Below are 23,970 nucleotides of genomic sequence, written 5' to 3' on the forward strand. Positions count from 1 at the left end.
TCCGTATTCGTCTCACCAACGTGCGCCGGGTCACATTCGGTTCCCCGCAGACGAATTATCTCATCCCCACCGGATCGGGCAATTCCGGCGCACCGGCTGACGACTCCCGGCCGTGCTCCGCCGGGGCGGAGCCAGGCGCCCATGGGTGGCGGCCTCGGTGATTCCTGGGCGGCGTCGGCCGCACATGGTGCGCGGCGCCCGCAGGGTGGACAGGAGGCCGCGCCGCACTCGGCACCCGGCAGGCCTCCGGAGCGCGCCCGCTGCCCGGCCCCGGGCAGCACCGCACCCCCCGCGGCGCAGTTCCCGCAGGGCGGGCCGGGTCCGGACCGTCTAGGCCGAGACGCCGTCGATCCTCTCCATGGCGTCCTCCGCGCCGAACGGCTGGAGATACGGCAGCCAGCGCGGGTCCCGGTGCCCGGTCCCGATGATGCGCCACGCGAGGCCGCTCGGCGGGGCCGGCTGGTGGCGCAGGCGCCAGCCCAGTTCCAGCAGGTGGCGGTCGGCCTTGACGTGGTTGCAGCGGCGGCACGCGGCCACCACGTTGTCCCAGCGGTGCTGTCCGCCGCGGCTGCGCGGAATGACATGGTCGACGCTGGTTGCGACGCCACCGCAGTACATACAGCGCCCTCCGTCCCGCGCGAAGAGCGCACGGCGGGTGAGCGGTACGGGCCCCCGGTAGGGGACGCGCACGAACCGCTTCAGCCGTACCACGCTGGGCGCGGGGACGATGCGGGTGGCACTGTGCATGAAGGCGCCGGATTCCTCCAGGGAGACAGCCTTGTTCTCCAGGACGAGGACGAGCGCGCGACGGAGCGGTACGACGCCGAGGGGCTCGTACGACGCGTTGAGGACCAGGACGTGCGGCACGGTGGATGCCTCCTTGTACGCCGGCGGCGCGTGGCTCGCGCCGGGACGATCTGCTCTTAGTTTCTCCTCATGCCTGGTGGAAGCGCCACCAACGTCAGGTAACGGGCTCGGAGTGTTTTCGTCCACTCCTGGCCGTTCCTGACCGTTCGCGCACCGTTCTCCGTGGTGACACGCGGTTCCCACCGGTTCCCGCCGGTTCCCTCGCGTGGGATACATCTCTCCGCCGAACAGGTCGGCGGGGACGGTCGTGATGCGCCGTTAGTGTGGAGGTTCTGTCTGCTTCCCTGGAGGTTTCCGCTGTGAACGCCGTGCACGCCGTGACCTGGTCCCTAGCGACGGGTGACAGCGCTCGGCCGGGTACGGCCGACACACTCGACAACGCTCAGAAGTCCGCCGACAATGCCGCCGACTGGGTGCAGCAGAACTGGTCCACCTGGCTCTCGATCGGCCTGCGGATCATCTTGATCCTGGTCATCGCCGTCGTACTGCGCTCCCTCGTCCGGCGCGCACTCACCCGGCTCATAGAGCACATGAACCGCAGCGCGACCGCCGTGGAGGGCACCGCGCTGGGCGGTCTGCTGGTCAACCAGGAGCGCCGGCGCCAGCGCTCCGAAGCGATCGGTTCGGTCCTGCGCTCGGTGGCGTCCTTCGTGATCCTCGGCACCGCGGCCCTGATGGTGCTCTCCACCCTCAAGATCGACCTGGCGCCGCTGCTGGCATCCGCCGGTGTCGCGGGTGTGGCGATCGGGTTCGGTGCGCGCAACCTGGTCACGGACTTCCTCTCCGGCGTCTTCATGATCATGGAGGACCAGTACGGCGTCGGGGACAACATCGACGCGGGGGTCGCGACCGGCGAGGTCATCGAGGTCGGGCTCCGGGTGACCAAGCTGCGCGGCGACAACGGCGCGATCTGGTACGTACGCAACGGTGAGATCAAGCGGATCGGCAACCTCAGCCAGGGCTGGGCGACGGCGGCCGTGGACGTCCAGGTCAAGCCGACCGAGAACCTGGAGCGGTTGCGCGAGGTGATCGCGGAGGTCGCGCAGGACCTGGCGAAGTCGGAGCCGTGGAACGAGCAGCTCTGGGGCCCGGTCGAGATCCTGGGTCTGGACTCCGTACTGCTGGACTCGATGGTCATCAGGATCTCCGCCAAGACGATGCCGGGCAAGGCGCTCGGTGTCGAGCGCGAGCTGCGCTGGCGGCTCAAGATCGCCCTGGACGAGGCGGGCATCATGGTCGTGGGCGGCCCGGTCACGGTCGACACGGAGGAGCCGCCCGTCGATTCGGCGGCCTCGGTGTCGGCCCCTTCGGCACTGGCCAGCCCGACGTCACCGCAGTCCCTCGCCGCGTCGCCGATCCCGCCGCAGAACCTCGCGAAGTAGCGGAGCGGCCGGGCGGCGGGAGAGCGGAGTCCGGGCGCGGCCACGCCTCCGCGAGCCCCGCTCCGCCGCCGCCGTTCACACGCTGTGGAAAGAGCGCCCCGCACGCTGCGCGGGGCGCTCTTTCCGTGCGCCCAGGTAACGCTTTGGTTGCCGGAGCGGGGCAGACCATTGACGCCCGGCTGACCTGCGGCCTACGTTCCTCACACCGAATTGGAAACTTTCCTAACAGTGGCGCGAGGGGCAGGTGCTTACGACATGGCCGGTGGCACGACTCCAGGGACCCCGCGCGTACTGCGGGCGATGAACGACCGCGCCGCCCTCGACCTGCTGCTGGAACACGGTCCGCTCTCCCGCACGAAGATCGGCAAGCTGACCGGCCTCTCCAAGCCGACCGCCTCCCAGCTGCTTGCCCGGCTGGAGGCCGCAGGGCTCGTGGTGGCCACCGGCACCAGCGAGGGCAGGCCCGGTCCCAGTGCGCAGCTCTACGCCGTCAACGCCCGGGCCGGACACGCGGCCGGGATCGATGTGAACCCGCAGCGCATCCGGGCCGCCGTCGCGGACATCACAGGCCGCACCGTCGGTGAGTTCCGCCTCGCGACCCCCGGCAGACGGGGCACCGGCGTCGTCCGGCAGGTGACCGACGCGCTGGACGGCGCCGCGAAGGCCGCCGGGCTGGTGCGGGCGGACCTGCGGCGCGTGGTGATCGGCACCCCCGGCGCCTTCGACCCGAACACCGGCCGGCTGCGGTACGCGTCCCATCTGCCCGGGTGGCACTCCCCCACGCTGCTCGACGAGCTGGCGGCGGCGCTGCCGATGCCCGTCGAGTACGAGAACGACGTCAATCTGGCCGCCGTCGCCGAACAGCGGCTGGGAGCCGCACGCGGCCACGCGGACTTCGTCCTGCTCTGGAACGAGGAGGGCGTCGGCGCCGCCGTCGTCCTCGGCGGCCGCCTGCACCGCGGCTTCACAGGCGGCGCCGGTGAGGTCGGCTTCATGCCGGTGCCCGGCGCCCCGCTGGTGCGCCAGGTGACCAAGGTCAACGCGGGCGGCTTCCAGGAGCTGGCCGGCTCCCAGGCGCTGGCGCGACTCGCCAGGGAGCTCGGCATCGGGGACATCGGCAGCGGCTCGCACACCGAGGTGGCCGGCGCGCTGATCACCGAGGCGGCACAGGCCACCGACGGGCCGTACCGCCGCCTCCTGGAGGTCTTCGCCACCGCGGTGGCGACCGGTCTTGCCTCGCTGGTCGCGGTACTCGACCCCGAACTCCTCGTCCTCTCCGGCGATCTGCTCGCCGCCGGAGGCGAACCGCTGCGTGAACTCGTCCAGCGCGAGCTGGCCGAGCTGGCCGCGTCCCGGCCCCGGCTCGTCCTCGGCTCCGTACGGGAGCAGCCCGTCCTGCGCGGCGCACTGGAGAGCGCCCTCGCCACCACCCGCGACGAGGTCTTCGACACCTCGGCCCACTGACCCCGGCCCCCGGCAACGCCGCACCCCGCCCGGCCGCCCAGGCGCTCCCCCCGCGCCTCCGCAAGCAGCACCGCGCGTACCCGTACAGCCCCCAGATCCGCCAGAGGGAGATTCCGTCATGCCCAGAAACAGCCGACTGGCCACGGCCGTCGTCGCTGCCGCATCCCTGTCCGTGCTCGCCTCGGCCTGTACCGGCCAGAGCTCGGGCGGCGCCACCGACGACGTGAACGCGGACACCACCATCACCTTCTGGCACGGCTGGAGCTCCGCCGGTGAGGTCAGGGCGATGCAGGCGGACGTCGACCACTTCGAGAAGATCCACCCGAACATCAAGGTCAAGGTCGTCGGCAACATGACCGACGACAAGGTCAACCAGGCGCTGCGGGGCGGCGGTTCGAACGCCCCCGACGTCGTCTCCTCCTTCACGACCGACAACGTCGGCAAGTTCTGCTCGTCGGGCGCCTTCGCGGACCTGAAGCCGTTCCTCGCCAAGTCGAAGATCGACCTGGACAAGACCTTCTCCAAGCCGCTCCAGGCCTACACCCAGTTCAACGGCGTGCGCTGCACCCTGCCGCTGCTGAGCGACGCGTACGCGCTCTACTACAACAAGGGCGCGTTCAAGGCCGCCGGGATCACCTCGCCGCCCAGGACCTGGAGCGAGTTCGACCGGGACGCCGTCGAACTGACGAAGCCCGAGGGCGACTCGTACCGGCAGCTCGGCTTCATGCCGACCTTCCACGGCTACGAGTCGACGCCCAGCCACATGGTGGCGCAGTGGAGCCCCACGTACGTGGGCAAGGACGGCAAGTCCGATGTCGCCAGGGACCCCGCCTTCGCGAAGATGTTCAGCTGGCAGCAGGGCCTGGTGAAGAAGCTGGGCGGCTTCGGCAAGCTGGAGAAGTACCGGGCCACGTTCGGCGACGAGTGGGGCGCCAAGCACCCCTTCCAGACCGGTCAGGTCGCCATGCAGGTGGACGGTGAGTGGCGGCTGGGGATGGCCCAGGACGCCAAGTCGGCCGTGGACATCGGGGTGGCGCCCCTGCCCGTCCCCGACGACCAGGCCTCCTCGTACGGCAAGGGGTACATCACCGGCACGATCGCCGGTATCGCGTCGACCAGCAAGAAGCAGAACGCCTCCTGGGAGTTCGTGAAGTACATCACCACCGACACCGAAGCGGTCGTGGACTTCGCCAACGACATCCACAACATCCCTTCCACGCTGGCCGCGCTGAAGTCGCCGAAGCTGAAGTTCGACCCCCGGCTGAAGACGTTCCTGGACATCGCGCAGAACCCGCAGTCCAACACGACGCCTCCGTCGGTGAACGGCGGCACCTACCAGATGACCCTGCAGGACTTCGGATACGACTTCGAGTCCGGCAGGACGAAGGATCTGAAGGCCGGTCTGCGCACGACAGCGGCGCAGATCGACAAGGACAACGAGAAGGCGAAGTAGCCTCGCCATGACCACGTACACCCCGCGCTCCAAGCGCCGCCGGGCGGCGCTGCGGACGGCGGCCTTCATGTCGCCCTGGCTCATCGGGTTCAGCGTCTTCTTCGTCTACCCGCTGGTCTCGACCGTCTACTTCTCGTTCACCCAGTACGACGGTTTCAAGGCCCCGGCCTTCAACGGCCTGACGAACTGGACGTACGTCTTCACCGAATACCCGGACTTCTGGCCCGCGATGCGCAACACGCTCTGGCTGGTGGTCGTGATGGTCGCCTGCCGGGTGGTCTTCGGGCTCGGCATCGGGATGCTGATCACGAAGATCAAGACGGGCGCCGGGATCTTCCGGACCCTCTTCTATCTGCCGTATCTCGCCCCGCCGGTCGCCGCGACACTGGCCTTCGTCTTCCTGCTCAACCCGGGGACCGGGCCCGTCAACTCGATCCTCGGTGACATCGGACTGCCGACACCCGGCTGGTTCACCGACGCCACCTGGTCGAAGCCCGCGCTCACCATGCTCGCGGTGTGGGGCATCGGCGACCTGATGGTGATCTTCATGGCGGCTCTCCTGGACGTACCGAGGGAGCAGTACGAGGCGGCCGAGCTGGACGGTGCGTCCGCGCTGCAGCGGTTCCGGTTCGTGACGCTGCCGAACATCTCGCCGATCATCATGTTCGCCGTCGTCACCGGGATCATCCAGGCGATGCAGTACTACACCCAGCCGCTGGTGGCCGGAAAGGTCGCCTCGGGCATCATCGGCGGCTCCGGGCAGCAGTTCTCGCCCGGCTTCCCCGACAAGTCCACGCTCACCCTCCCGCAGCTCGTCTACACCCTCGGCTTCCAGCGCTTCGACTACGGCTCCGCGTGCGTGGTCGCGCTCGTCCTCTTCGCCCTGGCCATGGCGTTCACCGCACTGCTGATGCGGCGCCGCAGCGGGCTCGTACAGGCAGGTGACTGACCGTCATGACACTCACCGATGTCTCCGAAAGCCCGGCGGTCCACGCCGGTGCGGACCCGGCGCGGCGGACCGCCGGCCGCAGGGCCCTGCTGCAGTGGATCGCCGTGCACGCCCTGGGCGTCGCCGCAGCGCTCTTCTTCGTACTGCCGTTCGTCTTCGTGATCCTCACCTCGCTGATGAGCGACCAGCAGGCACTCACCCGCGACCTGTGGCCGCACACCTTCGAGTGGTCCAACTACCGCAAGGTCTTCGACACCCCGGGCTTCCTCTCCTGGTGGCGGAACACCCTGCTGTACGCGGGGCTCGGCACCGTACTGACCGTGGTGTCGTCACTTCCCGTGGCGTACGCCCTCGCCAAGTTCCGCTTCCGTGGCCGGCAGCTGTCCCTGATGCTCGTCATCTCGATGATGATGCTGCCGCCGCAGGTCGTGATCATCCCGATGTACCTGTTCTGGGCGAAGCAGCTCGACCTGTCCGGCACGCTCTGGCCGCTGATCATCCCGATGGCGTTCGGCGACGCGTTCTCCATCTTCCTGCTGCGGCAGTTCCTGCTGACGATCCCCAACGAGTACATCGACGCGGCCAGGGTCGACGGCTGCGGTGAATTCCGCACGCTGCTGAAGGTCATCGTCCCGATGGCCAAGCCGGGGATCGCCGCCGTCGCGCTCTTCCAGTTCTTCTACGCGTGGAACGACTACTTCGGCCCGCAGATCTACACCTCGGAGAACTCGGCCGCCTGGACGCTCTCGTACGGCCTGGAGTCCTTCAAGGGCGCACACCATACCGACTGGAATCTGACCATGGCCGCGACCGTCCTGGTCATGGCCCCTGTGATCCTCGTCTTCTTCTTCGCACAGAAGGCATTCGTCGAGGGCGTCACACTGACCGGAGTGAAGGGTTAGCTGAAATGAAGCTCGCAGTAGTGGGGGGCGGGTCCACCTACACGCCCGAACTCATCGATGGATTCGCGCGGTTGCGGGACACGCTGCCGATCAGCGAGCTGGTGCTCGTCGATCCCGCGGCCGACCGCCTCGAACTGGTGGGCGGCCTGGCCCGGCGGATCTTCGCCAGACAGGGGCACCCGGGTGTCATCACGACGACGTCCGACCTCGACGCGGGCGTCGCCGACGCCGACGCCGTCCTGCTCCAGCTCCGCGTCGGCGGCCAGGCCGCCCGGCAGCAGGACGAGACCTGGCCGCTGGAGTGCGGCTGCGTCGGGCAGGAGACCACGGGCGCGGGCGGCCTCGCCAAGGCGATGCGCACGGTGCCGGTGGTGCTGGACATCGCCGAGCGCGTACGGCGCACCAACCCGAACGCCTGGATCATCGACTTCACGAACCCGGTGGGCATCGTCACCCGGGCCCTGCTCCAGGCCGGGCACAAGGCCGTCGGGCTCTGCAACGTCGCGATCGGCTTCCAGCGGAAGTTCGCGGCGCACCTCGACGTCGCACCGTCCGACGTGTTCCTCGACCACGTGGGGCTCAACCACCTCTCCTGGGAGCTGGGAGTCCGGCTGGGCGGCCCCGAGGGCGAGAACATCCTCCCGAAGCTGCTCGGCGAGCACGGCGACGCGATAGCCGGCGACCTGCGTCTTCCGCGCTCGGTCATGGACCGGCTCGGGGTGGTGCCCTCGTACTACCTGCGCTACTTCTACGCGCACGACGAGGTCGTCAGGGAACTGGGGAGCAAGCCGTCGCGGGCCGCCGAGGTCGCCGCGATGGAGAAGGAACTCCTCGCCATGTACGGCGATCCGAAGCTGGACGAGAAGCCCGCGCTGCTGGCCAAGCGGGGCGGTGCCTTCTACTCGGAGGCGGCGGTCGACCTGGCGTCGTCGCTGCTCGGGGCCGGGGGCTCCCGGTACCAGGTCGTCAACACGTACAACAACGGCACCCTGCCCTTCCTCCCGGACGACGCCGTGATCGAGGTGCAGGCGACGGTGGACACCAGCGGCGCGACGCCGCTGGCCGTGCCCGCGCTCGACCCGCTGTACGCGGGGCTCGTCGCGAACGTGACGGCGTACGAGGACCTCGCCCTGGAAGCGGCGCTGCGCGGCGGCCGGGACCGGGTCTTCCGCGCGCTCCTCGCGCACCCGCTGATCGGGCAGTACGCGTACGCCGATGAGCTGACGGACAAGCTCGTCGCGCACAACCGGGAGCACTTCGCGTGGGCCTGACAGCAAGTGTGCTGGCGATCGACGCCGGCAACAGCAAGACGGACGTGGCCGTCATCGCGGCGGACGGCACCGTCCTGGGGCGGGGCCGCTCCGGCGGCTTCCAGCCGCCCGTGGTGGGGGTCGAGGCGGCGGTGGACGTGCTGGCCGTCGCCGTCGACGCGGCGATGCGGGAGGCGACCGCGGCGCGGGCCGGCGCCTGCGCGCCGACGGGGGCGGGTGCGGGTGCGCGCGTGCGCGCCGGTGCCCCGCTCGGGGCGAGTGGCGCCGGATTCGGGGGCGGGCCCGCGGACGGACCCCCGGGCGGACTCGCCGGCGGGGCGGACGCCGGGGCAGGGCCCGGGGGCCCGCCGTACGCCTCCTTCGTCTCCGCCTGCCTGGCCAACGCCGATCTGCCCGTCGAGGAGCGGGAACTGGCCGCCGCCGTCGATGCACGCGGCTGGGGGCGGGCGGTCGAGGTCCGCAACGACACCTTCGCGATCCTGCGGGCAGGGGTGGACGAGCCGCGCGGGGTGGCCGTGGTGTGCGGCGCCGGCATCAACTGTGTCGGGATGACGCCCGACGGCCGGACCGCCCGTTTCCCCGCCATCGGCCGGATCTCCGGTGACTGGGGAGGAGGCGGCGGCCTGGCCGACGAGGCGCTGTGGCACGCGGCGCGTGCCGAGGACGGGCGCGGCGGGCGCACCGAGCTGATGCGGACGGTACCCGCGCACTTCGGACTGCCGACGATGTACGCCGTGATCGAGGCGCTCCACCTGGGCCGTATACCGGCGGAGCGCAAGCACGAGCTGACCCCGGTCCTCTTCGCCACCGCGGCGGACGGCGACCCGGTGGCCCGGTCGGTTGTCGAACGGCAGGCTGAGGAGGTCGTCTCGCTCGCGACGGTGGCGCTGGGCCGGCTCGGCCTGCTCCACGAGGAGACCCCGGTGCTGCTCGGCGGGAGCGTACTGGCCGCCCGTCACCCGCAGTTGGACGACCGCGTCCGGCAGCTGCTGGCCGAGCGCGCACCGCTGGCGCTGCCCCGGGTGGTGTCGGTCTCGCCGGTACTCGGCGCCGCACTGCTGGGCCTTGACCGGATCGCGGCCCCCGCGGAGTCCTATGCCCGGGTGCGGGAGCAGTACAGCTGAGGGCCGGAGCCGGGGGCGTGAGGGGGGCGTGAGGGGGGGGCGGTGTCCGGCGTGGCGCGGGGCGCTACCCCCTTTCCTCACGCCTCTTTCCTCCCTCCCTCCCTTTCCTCACGCCCCATTCCTCACCCTCCTTTCCTCACGCCCCTGATGTGCGCGTTCGAGCCGGACGACGGGCGCGCGACGCCCGCATGACGGGCCATCCGTACTCGAACGGTGTGGCGCGGAACGGGAACCGAACTGGTCCGGGCGGCGTATTCAAGGTGGGGAGGGCACAGGGAGGACAGGCGACAGCTCGATCAAGATCCAGCCAATCCCGGTGTGTGTACTGGCCACGGCAGCCATACTGCTGCCTGGGCACTTCCCCTGCCGTGCTGGGGAGTTCACCACCGGAGGTCCCTGTGCACACAGGGCGTGTCCGGAGTGCTCGACCGGAACGGCTGCGTGACGGAACGCATACGTGACGGAACACTGAACGAGGGGGAGGGCACGTGGCACATCCGCCGATCGGGGGCACAGCGCAAGGGCCGCCGCCCGCGCAGGCTCCCCTGCCCGCGCCACCCGCGCGGGTACCGGCGCCCGCGCCTCCCGCGCACGCGCCGGCGCCGCCGGTGCGACGCAGTTCCTGGGCCGGATCCCGGGACCGGCTGCGTGCCGCCGCGACCACCGAGCCCGGCCGGCTGTGGATCATGGGGGCACTGGTGGCCGCGCTGGTCGTGGCCTTCGGCGCGGTCACCGCCTCCGAGATCTCCGGCCGGGCGGCATCCGCCGACGACGTGGTCAGCCGCAGCCAGCCGCTCAGCGCGGACGCGGCGAACATCTACCGCTCGCTGGCCGACGCGGACACCGCGGCTGCGAGCGGATTCCTGGCAGGCTCCCAGGAGCCGGCGGATGTGCACGCACGGTACGACAAGGACATCGCGACGGCGTCCAGACTGCTGGTGAAGGCCGCCTCGCACACGGACGGTTCGACCGAGTCCGGACGGCAGATCGCCCAGCTCAACGAGCAGCTCCCGCGCTACACCGGACTGGTGGAGCGCGCCCGCGCCAACAACCGGCAGGGGCTGCCGCTCGGCGGCGCCTATCTGCGGTACGCCAACCAGCAGATGAGCACGCTGCTGCTGCCCGCAGCGGAGAAGCTCTACGAGGCGGAGACAGGCCGGCTGTACGACGACTACGACTCGGCCACGCTCTGGCCGTACGCGGGCACCGCGGTGGGGATCCTGGCGCTCGGCGGCCTCCTCTGCCTCCAGCGGCGCGACTACCAGCGGACCAACCGGGTGTTCAACCACGGTCTGCTGGCCGCGTCCGCCGCCTCCGTGGCGGTGCTGTTGTGGCTGGTGACCGGACACCTGGTCGCCTCCTCGGACCTGCACACGTCCCGGGCGCACGGCCAGGAGTCGCTGAAGGTGCTCAACGACGCACGCATCAGCTCGCTGAAGGCCCGCTCCAACGAGAACCTCACCCTGGTGTCGCGCGGCTCCGTGCTGACCAAGGACGGCAAACACGACCAGTACGAGTCGGACTTCACCAAGGACATGGCCGCCCTGGTCAGCGGGCTTGGCAAGGCGGAGAAGCTGGCCGCAGGCGACAAGGCGGGCAGCGCCCCGGTGGCCACCGCGGTGGATGACGTGGCCACCTGGCGGAAGCGGCACGCGGCGGCGCGCCGTACGGACGACAGCGGCGATTACGACGGCGCCCTGGCGCAGGTCATAGGCAGGTCGGGTTCGACGGGGCAGTCGTTCGACCAGGTGGACACGGCGCTGCAGCGGGCTCTCGGCCATGAGCAGCAGCAGTTCACCCGGGCCGCGTCGGACGGACGGGGCGCACTGTCCGGGCTGCCGGTGGGCGCCGCGGTACTGGCCGTACTGGGTGCGGCCGCCGCGGGGCTGGGCATCAGCCGCAGGCTTTCGGAGTACAGGTGAGGAGGGGCCGGGTGAGGAAGGGCCGGGTGAGGAGGGGCAGCGTGCTGAATCGGGGGACCGGAAGGCTCCACGGCTGGGGCGGGGTCACCGCGATGGCCGCGGCATGTGCGCTGACCGCAGCGGTGACCGTGCTCCCGCTCGTCCTGGGCGGCGATTCCGGTGACGGTGCGCGGCCCGCCGGGCAGCAGGTGGCGCAGGCCTCGCCCGCGAAGGCCGGGACCTGCAAGGATCCCGAGGCGAGCCTCTCGCCGTCCAGCGCCGACGGCCCCACCATCGACAGGATCAAGAAGGCCGGCCACCTCGTCGTTGGTGTCGACCAGAACAGCTACCGCTGGGGATACCGCGACCCGGCCAACGGCAGGCTGGACGGCTTCGACATCGCTCTCGTCCGCGCCATAGCGAAGAACATCCTGGGCAGCAAGGACAAGGTCATCTACCGCGCCATCCCCACCAACCAGCGGGTCGAGGCGCTGCAGGAGGGCAAGGTCGACATGGTCGTGCGGACGATGACGATCAACTGCGAGCGCGTCAAGCAGGTCGCATTCTCCACGGCGTACTTCCAGGCCGGGCAGCAGGTGCTCGCGCCCAAGGGCTCCACGATCACCGGGTACAACGCCACGCTCAAGGGCAAGAAGGTCTGCACGGCGACCGGCTCGACGGCCTACGACGCCCTCAGGGCCACGTCGTACGGCGCCGTCTTCGCCGACACACCGTCCCGGCAGCGGACCGTTCCCAACCAGCTGGACTGCCTGGTCGAGCTGCAACTGGGCCTGGTCGACGCGGTGGTCACGGACAACGCCCTGGCGGCCGGACAGGCGGCCCAGGACCCGGCCGTCGACCTCAAGGGCGAGCCCTTCACCACCGAGTACTACGGCGTGGCGACGAAGCTGGGCAACGACGACCTGGTGCGCCGGATCAATCAGGTGCTCGTCGACTACCGCAAGGGCGGCGGGAACAGCCCCTGGATGCAGGCGTACCGGAAGTGGCTGTCGGCGGATCTGAAGGGGATCGACGGGCCGCCGGCACCGAAGTACCGGTGACCTGCCGGTGACGTGCCGGTGGGGCGGGCCGGCGGGACATGCCCGGCGGAGCCAGGGAGCGGTCTCGCCGAGTACCGGCAGAACGCCCCGGCCACGGTCAGAACTTGACACTGTAGGCAGCACAGGACGACGCAGTACAGGACAGGACAGGACAGCACGACACTGCACAGCCCAGTACTGGACAGCCCAGTACTGGACGATGCAGTACCGGGCGACGCAGTAAACAGAGCGACACAGCACAGGACCACACAGCACTGGGCGACCAGCGCGGGCCGGCGGAGCGGAGAGGTGATCGATGGGCGTCGCGGGTTCTGCCCCCAGTCCGGGCGGGCCGGGGGATCCCCCCGGGCCGGTGATGGACCGGGACGAGGTGGACCGTGCGCTGGCACGGCTCGGTGCCGAGCACGAGGCCATAGAGACCTCGCTGCTCGCCCTGCAGGACCATGCCGGGCGCCGGCTCCTGGAGGGCGCCGAGCTGACCGGGGTCACCAAGGACCGCTGGGCCACGGCCGAGCAGTGGATCACCGTCCTCTGGACGTACTTCGACGCGTACGCGAAAGCGCTGGAGGAGGCCCGTACGCTCCGTTCCCGGCGGCGCTGGCCCGGCCGGGACGAGCTGGCCGGGCTCACCGACGTGCTGCGCGGCCGGGGCGTCACCCTGGCGAGCACCGCCGCCGAGCTCCCGGCCTCGCTCACCGGGCCCCCCGGACTCACCGAGCGGTTCTCGCTCGAAGAGCTGGTGGCGCGGATGAACGGTCTGTACGCGCAGTCGCTGGACATGGTCGTCGCATCGGACTCGGTGTGGTCGGCGCTGCCCGCCCGGATAGACCTGCTCGCCGCCGAGCTGGGACGCACCCGGTCGCTGGCGCACTCGGTGGGCGTACGCCCCGGTGAGCATCCGGCGGGTGACGACCTGGAGTCCATCACCCGGGAGCTGACGGCGCTGCGCGCCGGGGTGATCTCCGACCCGCTCGCCTACTGGGTGCCCACGCAGGGCAGTTCGGCCCCCGGTGGCGGGCGCCCCGACACCGAGCGGTACGACCGGGCCGCACGCGCCCTGGAGGAGATCCGCCGGGAGATCGACGCGGTGCTCACCGTCCGCCAGGACGCCGAGCAGCGGCTGCTGCGGCTGCGGGACGTGCTGACGCGCGCGGACCGCACACTCACCGAGGCGCGATCGGCCCGCGGTGAGGTGCTCGCGAAGATCGCCGCGTCCGAGGTGCCCGCGGTCAGTGGCCCTTCGACCGTGCTCCAGGAGCAGCTGCGGGCCGCAGCCGAGTACCGCAGACACGCCCAGTGGCACCGGCTCTCGCCGCTCCTGGAGTCCCTTGAGAGGGAGGCCGATGACGAACTCCGGCGCGCCCGCGACTCGTTGTCGGCGGTCACCGCGCCACTCGCCGTCCGGGCGGAACTGCGGGGCCGGCTGGACGCGTACCGGGCCAAGGTCGCCCGGCACGGGATGGCGGAGGATCCCCTGCTGATCGAGCGGTACGACGCGGCCCGCAGAATGCTGTGGAGCGCGCCGTGCGATCTGCGCGTCGCCGAACAGGCGGTGCTCCGCTACCAGCAGGCCACGGCGGAGGTCCTGGTCCCGAGGGATTCCGGGCCCACCGACCACAGGGGGAACGCGTGAGGGATGCGGGATGAGCGAACAGCAGGAGTGCCAGCGGCCCGGGTGCGAGGGCAGCTATGAGGACATGGGCGGCGGCGAGCTGTACTGCGACACCTGCGGCCTGGCGCTGGTGGTGTCCCCCAGCGGGCTGGTGAGTTCACCGCCGACCGGCATCGCCGGCGGTGGCCGGGGCAGCAACAGCGCCTCGGCACGCAGCGGTTCCGGATCGTCGTCCCGCTCGTCGCGGCCGTCGTCCCGCTCGTCGACGTCGCGCAGGTCGGTCTCCGGGCGGCTCTCGCGTTCCCTGCCGGAGCAGGGGTCGGGACGTTCGGTCTCGGTGCGCAGCTCCGGCGCCTCGGCGAGTTCGTCGAGCCGCAACCGGCTGGGCGCAGGCCTGATCACGGTCCCGGGCGTCCCGCGGCCGGACCCGCAGTCGGCTGTGATGGCGAACCCGGAGGTACCCGAGCGCAAGCGGTTCTGCTCACGCGCCGACTGCGGTGCGCAGGTGGGCCGCTCCCGCGGTGACCGGGCAGGACGCACGGAGGGGTTCTGCACCAAGTGCGGCCACCCCTACTCGTTCGTGCCGAAGCTGCACACCGGGGACGTCGTGCACGGGCAGTACGAGGTGATGGGCTGCCTGGCCCACGGCGGTCTGGGCTGGGTCTATCTCGCCGTCGACCGGGCGGTGTCCGACCGCTGGGTCGTGCTGAAGGGCCTGCTGGACACCGGTGACCAGGACGCGATGGCCGCGGCGATCTCGGAGCGGCGCTTCCTCGCCGAGATCGAGCACTCCAACATCGTGCGCATCTACAACTTCGTGGAACACCTCGACCAGCGCACCGGCTCCCTGGACGGCTACATCGTCATGGAGTACGTCGGGGGCAAGTCGCTCAAGGAGATCGCCAACGAGCGGCGGGGGCCGTCCGGGAGGCGCGACCCGCTGCCGGTGGAGCAGGCCTGCGCGTACGGGATCGAGGCGCTGGAGGCGCTCGGCCATCTGCACAGCCGGGCGCTGCTGTACTGCGACTTCAAGGTGGACAACGCGATACAGCAGCAGGACCAGCTGAAGCTCATCGACATGGGCGCGGTGCGCCGGATGGACGACGACGAGTCGGCCATCTACGGCACGGTCGGATACCAGGCACCCGAGGTCGCCGAGGTGGGGCCGTCGGTCGCCTCCGATCTGTACACCGTCGCGCGGACGCTGGCGGTGCTGACCTTCGACTTCCAGGGCTACACGAATGTGTTCGCGGACAGCCTCCCCGATCCGGACAACATCGAGGTGTTCCGGCGGTACGAGTCCTTCTACCGGCTGCTCGTCCGGGCCACGGATCCGGACCCGGCCCGCAGGTTCGCTTCCGCCGCCGAGATGGCGGAGCAGCTCACCGGGGTGCTGCGGGAGGTCGTGTCCGTCCAGACGGGCCGGCCGCGGCCTTCGCTGTCGACGCTGTTCGGGCCCGAGGTGCGGGTCACCGACACCGCGCTCTTCACCGAACTGACCGGGGATGCCTCCCTGCTCGGCGCCCGCCCGCGGCCGGCCGGCCGCAGGGCCGCCGCGCATCCGGGCATCCCCGCGCAGCGGCCACCGGCCCTGCCCGGCCCCGCGGCCACCGGTCCCGCGGTGACAGGTCCCGCAGCCACCCGGCCCGGAGGGGACGCGTCCGGTGGTTTCCTCGCCGGTCTCGAAGCGGGCGGCACCGCGCTGGCGCTGCCCGTGCCGCGTATCGACCCGCACGACCCGAACGCCGGTCTGCTGGCGGGCCTGATGGCGGCGGCACCCGGCGAGCTGGTCTCCGCGCTGGAGTCCGCGCCCGTCCCGTCGCTGGAGCTCAGCCTTCGCCGGGCCCGCGCCCTGCTGGAGAACCGCGACGTGTACGCGGCGGTCGCGGTGATCGCGGAGCTGGAGGCCGAGTACCCGTACGACTGGCGGGTCGTCTGGTACCGCGGGCTGGCCTCCCTGGTCACCGGCGACCGGGAGACCGCCGCGCTCTCCTTCGACGCGATCTACGACGCGTTCCCCGGTGAGCCCGCGCCGAAGCTGGCGCTCGGTGTCTGTGCGGAGGTACTCGGCCAGCTGGACAATTCCGCGGAGTACTACCGCCTCGTGTGGACGACCGACCCCGGCTATGTCAGCGCCGCGTTCGGCCTCGCCAGGGTGCAGCTCGCGTCCGGTGAGCGCACGGCGGCCGTGCGGACCCTGGAGTCGGTCCCCGAAGCGTCGATCCACTACACGGCGGCGCGCGTCGCAGCCGTGCGCGCACGGCTGCGCCACCGGGTCCCGACCGACCCGCTGGTGGACGACCTCCGGTCGGCCGCGGACCAGGTGGCGGCGCTCCAGCAGTTCGGCCTCGACGCCGTGCGGCGTGAACAGCTGACCACCGAAGTACTGGGTACGGCCCTGGACTGGGTACTCTCCGGGGGCCGGGGCGGCCAGGTGGTGCAGTCCACCACCCTGCTCGGCAGTCCACTCGACGAGCGTGGCCTGCGCTTCGGACTCGAACGCTCGTACCGGGTACTCGCCCGGCTCGCCCAGCGTGGCGAGGAGAGGATCGACCTGGTGGAGCGGGCCAACCGTTTCCGCCCCCGGACGTGGGTGTGAATTGATGTCCCAGACGAATCCGGCCGCGTGCCCCAGCTGCGAGGAACCGCTGGAGCCCGGCGACTTGTTCTGCGGAGCATGCGGGTACGACCTGTCGGCGGTCCCCGGGCCGCCCCGCGAAGCCCCTGTGAGCGCCGCCGGGGGCGGAGCGAGCCCCGCGGGAGCGCCCCAGGCCGCCTGGCCGGTCGCGGGCGACCGGGACGGCTCGGGCCTTCCGGCGCCCGTCCAGGCCGGCTCCGATGTGCCGGGCATCGCGTCGGACGGTGGTGAACTGCCCGCGGGTGCAAGGCTCGACGGCCCGCCCGCGCCGGATGAGTACGCGCTGCCGGCCCCCGACCCCCGAGAGCCGGCCGCCGGGGCCCCGTCCACCCCGGTGGCGGCCGCGGCAACGGGCACCAAGGTCTGTGTCGCCTGCCGCACGGGCCGGATCGACGGCGACGGTTACTGCGAGAACTGCGGCCACGCCCAGCCCCGCGAGCGGGACCACATGGAGCAGGAACTGGCCGCGGTCGCCGCGGTGAGCGACCGCGGGCTGCGCCACCACCGCAACGAGGACGCGTTCGCGGTGTCCTCGGTGGGCCTGCCGGACGGTTCCGCCGCCACCGTGGCAATCGTCTGTGACGGGGTGTCATCGGCGACCCGTCCCGACGAGGCGTCGGCCGCCGCGGCGGCTGCCGCCAACGAGGCGCTGCTGGCCTCCCTTCCCGCGGGGACCCACCCGCAGCAGGCGCTGCACGAGGCGATCATCGCCGCGTCGGACGCGGTCAACTCCCTGGCCGACGAGCCGGCCGCGGACCACGACCCGCACCGCCATCAGAACGCTCCGGCGTGCACCCTGGTCGCCTCCATCACAGTGGGCGCGCTGCTCGTCGTCGGCTGGGTGGGCGACAGCCGGGTGTACTGGGTACCGGACGACCGCACCGCCCACCCGTCCCGGCTCACCGAGGACGACTCCTGGGCGGCTCAGATGGTCGCCAACGGGCTGATGGGCGAGGCCCAGGCGTACGCGGACGAGCGGGCGCACGCCATCACGGGCTGGCTCGGCGCCGACGCGTACGAACTGGAGCCGCACACCGCGTCCTTCAAGCCGGACCGGCCGGGCGTGGTGGTGGTCTGCTCCGACGGCCTGTGGAACTACGCGGAGTCGGCGCGCGACATGGCCCGCGTCGTCCCGCCCGACGCGGCCACCCGGGCCCTGCACAGCGCTCAGGTGCTGGTCGGCCACGCCCTCGACGGCGGGGGCCACGACAACGTAACAGTGGCCGTCGTGCCGTTCCCCATGCCACCGCAGAGGGCAGGATCCGCGCAGGCGTGAAGGTGTGAAGGCCGCTCTGCCCCGTCAGCTCTGCCGATATTGCCGCGTTGTCCTCAAGGAGCCCCGCAGATGGCCAACTTCGCCAAATCCAGCGTGCCGCAATTCTCCGTCGACGTGTACCAGAACGAGTTCCTGCCGGAGGGCGGGCGCGAGGTGAACGCGATCGTCACGGTCACCTCGACCGGGGGCGGCACCAGCGGCTCCGCACGCGGCGGTGCGGGCGCCGCGCCTGCTCCCCTGCCGGGCGGAGGACCGGCCGCCGCCGTGGTGATCATGGTGGACTGCTCGGGTTCGATGGACTACCCGCCGGCGAAGATGCGCAACGCGCGGGAGGCGACAGCCTCGGCGATCGGGGCGCTGCGGGACGGCACGGCGTTCTCGGTGGTGGCCGGCACCCATGTGGCCAAGGACATCTACCCGGGCAACGGCCGGCTGGCGATCGCCGACGGGCAGACGCGCGCCCAGGCCCGGGAGGCGCTGCGCAGGCTGAGCGCCGGCGGGGGGACGGCGATCGGCACCTGGCTGCGCCTCGCCGACCGGCTGCTCAACACCCCGGACACGGCGGGCGGCGGTGTCCCCGCGATCCGGCACGGCATCCTGCTGACCGACGGCCGCAACGAACACGAGGCCCCCGAGGATCTGCGGGCCGCACTGGAGGCGGCGGCGGGCCGCTTCACCTGTGACGCCCGCGGGGTCGGTACGGACTGGGAGGTCAAGGAGGTCACCGGCATCGCGTCGGCACTGCTCGGCACCGCCGACATCGTGGCCGACCCTTCGGGCCTCTCCGCCGACTTCACGCGGATGATGGAGGACGCGATGGGCAAGGAGGTCGCCGATGTCGCGCTGCGGCTCTGGACACCGGTCGGCGTGGAGATCAAGTACGTCAAGCAAGTGGCCCCCAGCGTCGAGCAGTTGACGGACCGCCGCACCGAGGCCGGGCCGCGTTCCGGGGACTACCCGACCGGCTCGTGGGGGGACGAGTCCCGCGACTACCACGTCTGCGTCCAGGTGCCGGAAGCGGGGATCGGCCAGGAGATGCTGGCCGCCCGGGTCTCGCTCGTCCTGCCCGGCCCCTCCGGAGGTGTGGCGCAGGCACTCGCGCAGGGCCTGGTGCGTGCGGTGTGGACGGACGACCTGGTCGCTTCGACGTCGATCAACCCCCAGGTCGCCCACTACACAGGCCAGGCCGAACTGGCACTAGTCATTCAACAAGGGCTGGATGACCGCAAGTCCGGCAATCTGGACGGTGCGACGGCCAAGCTGGGCCGCGCGGTCCAGCTTGCGGCGGCGTCGGGGAACGCGGAGACTGCGAAACTGCTCGCGAAGGTGGTGGACGTGGTCGACGAAGCGACCGGTACTGTGCGACTGAAGGCAAAGGTCGCGGAGGCGGACGAGATGACCCTCGAAACGCGCTCCACCAAGACAGTTCGCGTCAAGAAGTAACAGTAAAAGCACCACAAGCAGCAGAAGTGACGTTTTGCGGCCTTCGGGCCGGACGAGGAGAGGGGGAAGCGACTCCATGCCGACCTGCCCGAACGGACACCAGTCGGGATCCGACGACTGGTGCGAGGTCTGCGGCCACCGCATGGGCGCCGTGCCGCCGCCTCCCCCGCCGCCCCCGCCGTACACCGGCGGTGGCACGCACCAGCAGCCCCCGCCGGGCCGGAACCAGGGGGCCGGTTACGGCTACCCGCAGGAACCCACCGCCCAGGCGGAGATCTGCCCGCAGTGCCGCACGCCGCGTGAGGCCGGGGCGCCGTTCTGCGAGGAGTGCCGGTGGAACTTCCTCACCAACACCGCGACCTCGTACACACCGGTGGCCCCGAATCTGCCGCCGGGCCTCCAGTCCCAGCAGCCGCCCAGGCCGCCGGACGCCTACGACTACCAGGGCTCGCGGCCCTCGCAGGTCAACCGGCCCGCCGAGCCGCTGACGAACGCGCCGACCGGACGGCCTGCCCCGCCGCCTCCGCCCCCGGCGTACCAGCAGCAGTCCGCCCCGCCGCCGCCCTCGTTCGCGCAGCCGCCGCGGGCACCACGCCCTCCCGAGCAGCCGGCCGCGGACGACTGGCTGCTCCCGCCGCCGTCCCAGCCGCAGGGCCCGGGACAGCAGGGTCCCGGGCAGCCTCAGCACCCTGGGCTCCCGCAGGGCCCGGGGCCGCAGTACCCCGGGCAGCCGCAGGGGCAGCAGCACCAGCCGCCGCAGCAGTTCCATGCCCCGCACTCCCAGGCGCCGCAGTCCCAGGCCCCTCACTCGCAGCCGCCGCAGCAGCATGAGCCGGGCCGCCCCGACCAGTCCGGCAGGCCCGGCGAACCGGGCGGGCAGCCTCAGGCTCCCGCGGGCTGGTCGGCCACGGTCGGCCCCGACCGTGAGTACTTCATGGCGATGATGCAGCGCAGCGGGCCCGAAGCCACCGGGCTCAATCTGCCTGCCTACTCCCCCGAGCAGCGCATTGCGCTCACCGGGAACCAGCTCACCATCGGCCGCCGCAGGCACTCCACGGGCGAGTCACCCGACATCGACCTGGCAGTGCCTCCCGAGGACCCCGGGGTCTCGCACCAGCACGCGGTCCTGGTCCAGCAGCCCGACGGCTCCTGGGCTGTGGTCGACCAGAACTCGACCAACGGCACCACGGTCAACGGCGCCGAGGACCCGATCCCGCCCTATGTCCCGATCCCCCTCGAAGAGGGCGACCGGGTGCACGTCGGCGCCTGGACCACCATCAGGATCCACCGGGGGCAGTAGCCACCGGGCAGTGGGCCGGGGGGACGAGCGGCCAGGCGTACGGTCCTTCGGGGTCGTCCAGCCAGGCCCACTCGTACTCCCCGCTCACCGTCACACCGAAGCGCTCCCGCTGCGGACGCCCCTCGCGCTCCCAGAGGGAGAACGCCTCGACGGGATCGAGCGTGCCGCCCGTCAGAGTGAGCACGAAGCGGAACAGCCCGTCCTCCAGCACGCTGGGCGGCAGCCCGCCGCTGCGCAGTGCGGGCCTGGTCTCCCCGGCGCCGCGCAGGGGTACGAAGTAGGCGGGGGTCTCCAGGAACCGACCCTGCGCGTGCTGCGCGTCCCGCACGCGCAGCACGATCAGCCCGGTCGCGAGCGGGGCGAGGATCCGCGCCCCGGGCCGGCACTGTGCGAGCCAGGCCCGCGGCACGGAAGGGAGCGCGCAGGTCGCGATGATTGCGTCGAAGGGGGCCCGTGCGGGGCAGCCCAGTGCGCCGTCCCCGGTGACGACGGCGGGGTCGTGGCCGGCGGCGGACAGATGAGTCCGTGCCGACTCGGTGATCTCCGGGTCGAGATCGACGGTCGTGACCAGGGAGTCGCCCAGCCGGTGGGCCAGCAGAGCCGCGTTGTAGCCGCTGCCCGCCCCGATCTCCAGTACGGCGTCCCCGTCCCGCACCGCGAGTCCGTCCAGCATGCGCGCCATCAGCGAGGGCTGGCTGCTGGACGAGATCAGTTCACCGTCCCGGATCCTGGTGGCCAGCGGCTGGTCGGTGTAGACCCCCTCCAGCCATCGCCTGCGCCGCTCGGGGTCGGGATCCTCACCCCAGAGTCGCGCCCGCCGCCCCACCCCGTCCGCGAAGTAGTACGGCACGAAGAGATGCCTCGGCACCGTGGCGAACGCGTCCCGCCAGGCGGGATCCGCCAGGGCCCCACTCTCCGCGATCTCTCGCACCAGCGCGGCCCGCAATGCCTGGTCTGCACCCATATATCCACTCTGCTGCGTTCCGTGCCGGGAGGCGAACCCGGTACGGCCGGAGAGCCGGGGCCGGGGCAGCCGCGCGAGCCGCGTCCGACGGCTGCGGGGCGCCCCGGCGGCCGGTCAGCCCGCGGTGATCCGGAGGATGCCGGTGACGGTGCCCTGCAGATAGGCGCCGTCCGGTGTCACCGTTCCGGCCATTTGCAGGGTGTCGTACAGAGCGCCGATGCCCAGCAGCTGGCTGCGGAGGACCTTCCCGGTGTCCGGGTCGATCTCGGCGTAGCGGTAGGGATCGAGCAGGCTGGTCCCGGTGGTGCCGGGGATGACCGGGTCGCGCAGGACGGTGCGCAGTCTTCCGTCCGCGGTGGAGAGCTTCGGCACGGCCGCCGAGCGGACCGTGTTGTCCCAGACCAGGTCGCAGCCGGAGCCGTCGGCGCGGACGTCGACGCGGCTGAGTCCGCCGGCGAAGGGCGCCGATGCGGGCACGCTGTCGCCCGCGCCCTCGGGAACGGCCGGGTAGGGGTATCCGTAAGTGCCGGCGACGAAGACGCTCCGGTCGGCTCCGATCGGTGAGTTCTCGCTGCCGGGGCCGTGGGAGGCGAGCAGCACCGGCACGGAGCAGACGCTCTCACCCGTCGTCGTCCGGTAGACCTTCAGCGCGACCGAGGAGTCGGCGTTGTCGACCATGGCCACGTAGTCGGTGCCACCCGTGGGCCCGAAGAACGTGGGGGTGGAACCGCTGCCCCAGCTCAGCATGCCGGGCTTCCGCGCCCGGCCCCGGTCGTACGCCCGGCGCCAGGCGATCTGCGGGGTGCCGTCGGCGGTCGCGGTGAGCAGGTACGTGGCGTGGGTGGTGGTCACGGCGGTGCCCTGCGGCGCGGTCGAGATGCTGTTGGCGATCCGCTCACCGGCCGGGAGGCTCGTGGACCGGACCGTGCCCGTGGTGTCGTCCGCTGTGCCGACCACGCCACCGCCGGTGGCGAACCAGACGCGCCCCTGCCAGTCCGGCGAGAGCCCGGTGACCGCGTCGTCGGCGGGCACGGCCGAGGCGAGCGAGAGGCTCTTGTCGACAGTCAGCCGCCAGGTGTTGTCCGCGTCCCGGTGGTGCCCGATGCGCAGCAGGGAGCGGCTGCCGTCCACGACGACGAGCCGGTCCTGGTGGTCGATGTAGGCGTAGACACCGCCGAGCAGTGACCCCTTGGTGAGCTTGAGCGAGGTGAGGGAGGCGCCGGTGTGCGGATCGAGGAGGTGGACGGTGGGCACCTGGCCCAGGATCGGCGTGCACAGGGCCACCGGGTAGTCGTCGGACCCGGCCAGGACGGTGGGGCAGGCCGACAGCAGCCCGGTCCGCTTCCCGGTGAGCTTCCCGGCCCCGGGGCCGGCGAGCGGGGTGGTGTCGGAAGAGCCGGTGTCCCCGTGCATGGTGGCGGTTCCCGGTGGTCCCGCGTACGGGTTGGCAGGGAACGCAGAGGCGGCCGGTGAGCCGGAGTCGGCGGGGGTGGCCGGGGCGGCGGTGCCCGGCGTGGCTTCCGACACCACCAGGGTTGCGGCGAGCAGAAGGGCGGGCGGCAGGAGACGCCGGAGGCCGTCACGTCTCACGGGGGAACGCCGGACGGTCAGGGGCACGAGTCGATTCCATTCGGTCGGCCCGGTCGGCAGCGCCCCCGGGCGGGGCATCCGAGCGGTGGGCGTGGCGGGCGAAGTGCCCACGAAGCGGGCCCCCGGCAGTACGAGGCCCGGTCCGGGCGGTGCTTCCGCGGCGCTGCCCATCCTCGGGTGCGGCCGCGCCCCCGGACCATGCACAGAGAATGAAGAACGTGTGACAGCGCGTCCGGCTGTCCGGCCGTATCGAGCCGGGCCCCTGTCCGCGGGTCTGCTCGCCCGGTGGCGGCGGCATCGAGTGCACTGGGACCGCAGCACTCCGCTCCGCCGTCTGCGACCATGGAGGGGTGACAGAGATCCCGCGCGGCACGCTTCAGGAGCAGACCTTCTACGAGCAGGTCGGCGGCGAGGAGACCTTCCGGCGCCTGGTCCACCACTTCTACCAGGGCGTGGCCGGAGATCCCCTGCTGCGGCCCATGTACCCGGAGGAGGACCTCGGCCCGGCCGAGGAGCGGCTCGCCCTGTTCCTCATGCAGTACTGGGGCGGCCCGCGCACCTACAGCGACAACCGCGGCCATCCCCGGCTGCGGATGCGGCACTCCCCGTTCCAGGTGGACCGTGCCGCCCATGACGCATGGCTCGCGCACATGCGAAAGGCGGTCGACGAGCTCGGCCTGGCCGAGGAGCACGAGCAGCAGCTCTGGAAGTACCTGACCTACGCGGCTGCCTCCATGGTCAACACCGAGGGCTGAACCGGCCGTTCGCAGGGT

At 71.7% G+C, this 23,970-nt stretch carries 18 protein-coding genes; 15 read left to right on the forward strand and 3 right to left on the reverse strand.

Going from position 1 to position 23,970, the window contains the following annotated elements; all coding sequences use genetic code 11:
- Positions 1-330: 330 nt before the first annotated feature.
- The gene (locus OG917_RS11670) at positions 331-867 is read right to left on the reverse strand and encodes an HNH endonuclease (RefSeq protein WP_328317506.1); all 537 of its coding nucleotides are present in this window, start codon (positions 865-867) and stop codon (positions 331-333) included.
- A gap of 308 nt (positions 868-1,175) precedes the next feature.
- Between OG917_RS11670 and OG917_RS11675 the strand changes: the two genes are divergently transcribed.
- From OG917_RS11675 to OG917_RS11740, 14 genes are all read left to right on the forward strand, one after another.
- A complete protein-coding gene (locus tag OG917_RS11675) occupies positions 1,176-2,249 on the forward strand; it encodes a mechanosensitive ion channel family protein (RefSeq protein WP_328321823.1) in 1,074 nt (357 codons plus the stop codon).
- 255 nt (positions 2,250-2,504) lie between these two features.
- Positions 2,505-3,713 (forward strand): ROK family transcriptional regulator, encoded by a 1,209-nt coding sequence (locus tag OG917_RS11680; RefSeq protein ID WP_328317507.1) that lies wholly within the window; start codon positions 2,505-2,507, stop codon positions 3,711-3,713.
- 118 nt (positions 3,714-3,831) lie between these two features.
- The gene (locus OG917_RS11685; protein ID WP_328317508.1) at positions 3,832-5,166 is read left to right on the forward strand and encodes an ABC transporter substrate-binding protein; all 1,335 of its coding nucleotides are present in this window, start codon (positions 3,832-3,834) and stop codon (positions 5,164-5,166) included.
- A gap of 7 nt (positions 5,167-5,173) precedes the next feature.
- Positions 5,174-6,115, forward strand: a complete 942-nt coding sequence (locus OG917_RS11690; protein WP_328317509.1) for a carbohydrate ABC transporter permease — start codon at positions 5,174-5,176, stop codon at positions 6,113-6,115.
- A gap of 5 nt (positions 6,116-6,120) precedes the next feature.
- Positions 6,121-7,017, forward strand: coding sequence for a carbohydrate ABC transporter permease (locus OG917_RS11695; RefSeq protein WP_328317510.1), 897 nt, complete (start codon positions 6,121-6,123; stop codon positions 7,015-7,017).
- 5 nt (positions 7,018-7,022) lie between these two features.
- A complete protein-coding gene (locus OG917_RS11700) occupies positions 7,023-8,288 on the forward strand; it encodes a 6-phospho-beta-glucosidase (RefSeq protein ID WP_328317511.1) in 1,266 nt (421 codons plus the stop codon).
- Positions 8,279-9,412 (forward strand): N-acetylglucosamine kinase, encoded by a 1,134-nt coding sequence (locus OG917_RS11705; protein WP_328317512.1) that lies wholly within the window; start codon positions 8,279-8,281, stop codon positions 9,410-9,412. The genes OG917_RS11700 and OG917_RS11705 overlap by 10 nt, the downstream gene beginning before the upstream one ends.
- A gap of 488 nt (positions 9,413-9,900) precedes the next feature.
- Positions 9,901-11,334: a hypothetical protein gene (locus tag OG917_RS11710; protein WP_443058944.1), complete on the forward strand. Its 1,434-nt coding sequence runs from the start codon at positions 9,901-9,903 to the stop codon at positions 11,332-11,334.
- Positions 11,335-11,426: 92 nt separating this feature from the next.
- Complete coding sequence (locus tag OG917_RS11715; protein ID WP_328321827.1) at positions 11,427-12,374, forward strand: glutamate ABC transporter substrate-binding protein; 948 nt, start codon at positions 11,427-11,429, stop codon at positions 12,372-12,374.
- 295 nt (positions 12,375-12,669) lie between these two features.
- Positions 12,670-14,007 (forward strand): hypothetical protein, encoded by a 1,338-nt coding sequence (locus OG917_RS11720; protein ID WP_328317513.1) that lies wholly within the window; start codon positions 12,670-12,672, stop codon positions 14,005-14,007.
- A 10-nt stretch (positions 14,008-14,017) separates the two neighbouring features.
- On the forward strand, positions 14,018-16,585 hold the full coding sequence (locus tag OG917_RS11725) for a serine/threonine-protein kinase (RefSeq protein ID WP_328317514.1): 2,568 nt from the start codon (positions 14,018-14,020) through the stop codon (positions 16,583-16,585).
- A 4-nt stretch (positions 16,586-16,589) separates the two neighbouring features.
- Positions 16,590-17,900, forward strand: a complete 1,311-nt coding sequence (locus OG917_RS11730; protein ID WP_328317515.1) for a PP2C family serine/threonine-protein phosphatase — start codon at positions 16,590-16,592, stop codon at positions 17,898-17,900.
- 69 nt (positions 17,901-17,969) lie between these two features.
- Positions 17,970-19,343: a vWA domain-containing protein gene (locus OG917_RS11735; protein ID WP_328317516.1), complete on the forward strand. Its 1,374-nt coding sequence runs from the start codon at positions 17,970-17,972 to the stop codon at positions 19,341-19,343.
- Between the two features lie 76 nt (positions 19,344-19,419).
- Complete coding sequence (locus tag OG917_RS11740; RefSeq protein WP_328317517.1) at positions 19,420-20,643, forward strand: FHA domain-containing protein; 1,224 nt, start codon at positions 19,420-19,422, stop codon at positions 20,641-20,643.
- Here OG917_RS11740 and OG917_RS11745 read toward each other — a convergent pair.
- Together OG917_RS11745 and OG917_RS11750 are read right to left on the reverse strand one after the other, a co-directional pair.
- The gene (locus OG917_RS11745) at positions 20,621-21,607 is read right to left on the reverse strand and encodes a methyltransferase domain-containing protein (protein ID WP_328317518.1); all 987 of its coding nucleotides are present in this window, start codon (positions 21,605-21,607) and stop codon (positions 20,621-20,623) included. The genes OG917_RS11740 and OG917_RS11745 overlap by 23 nt on opposite strands.
- 114 nt (positions 21,608-21,721) lie before the next feature.
- A complete protein-coding gene (locus tag OG917_RS11750; RefSeq protein WP_328317519.1) occupies positions 21,722-23,197 on the reverse strand; it encodes a hypothetical protein in 1,476 nt (491 codons plus the stop codon).
- 350 nt (positions 23,198-23,547) lie between these two features.
- Between OG917_RS11750 and OG917_RS11755 the strand changes: the two genes are divergently transcribed.
- A complete protein-coding gene (locus OG917_RS11755; RefSeq protein ID WP_328317520.1) occupies positions 23,548-23,952 on the forward strand; it encodes a globin in 405 nt (134 codons plus the stop codon).
- Positions 23,953-23,970 lie beyond the last annotated feature (18 nt).

Origin of the sequence: Streptomyces sp. NBC_00388 (genome assembly GCF_036061255.1) — a bacterium.
Taxonomy (GTDB): Bacteria; Actinomycetota; Actinomycetes; order Streptomycetales; family Streptomycetaceae; genus Streptomyces.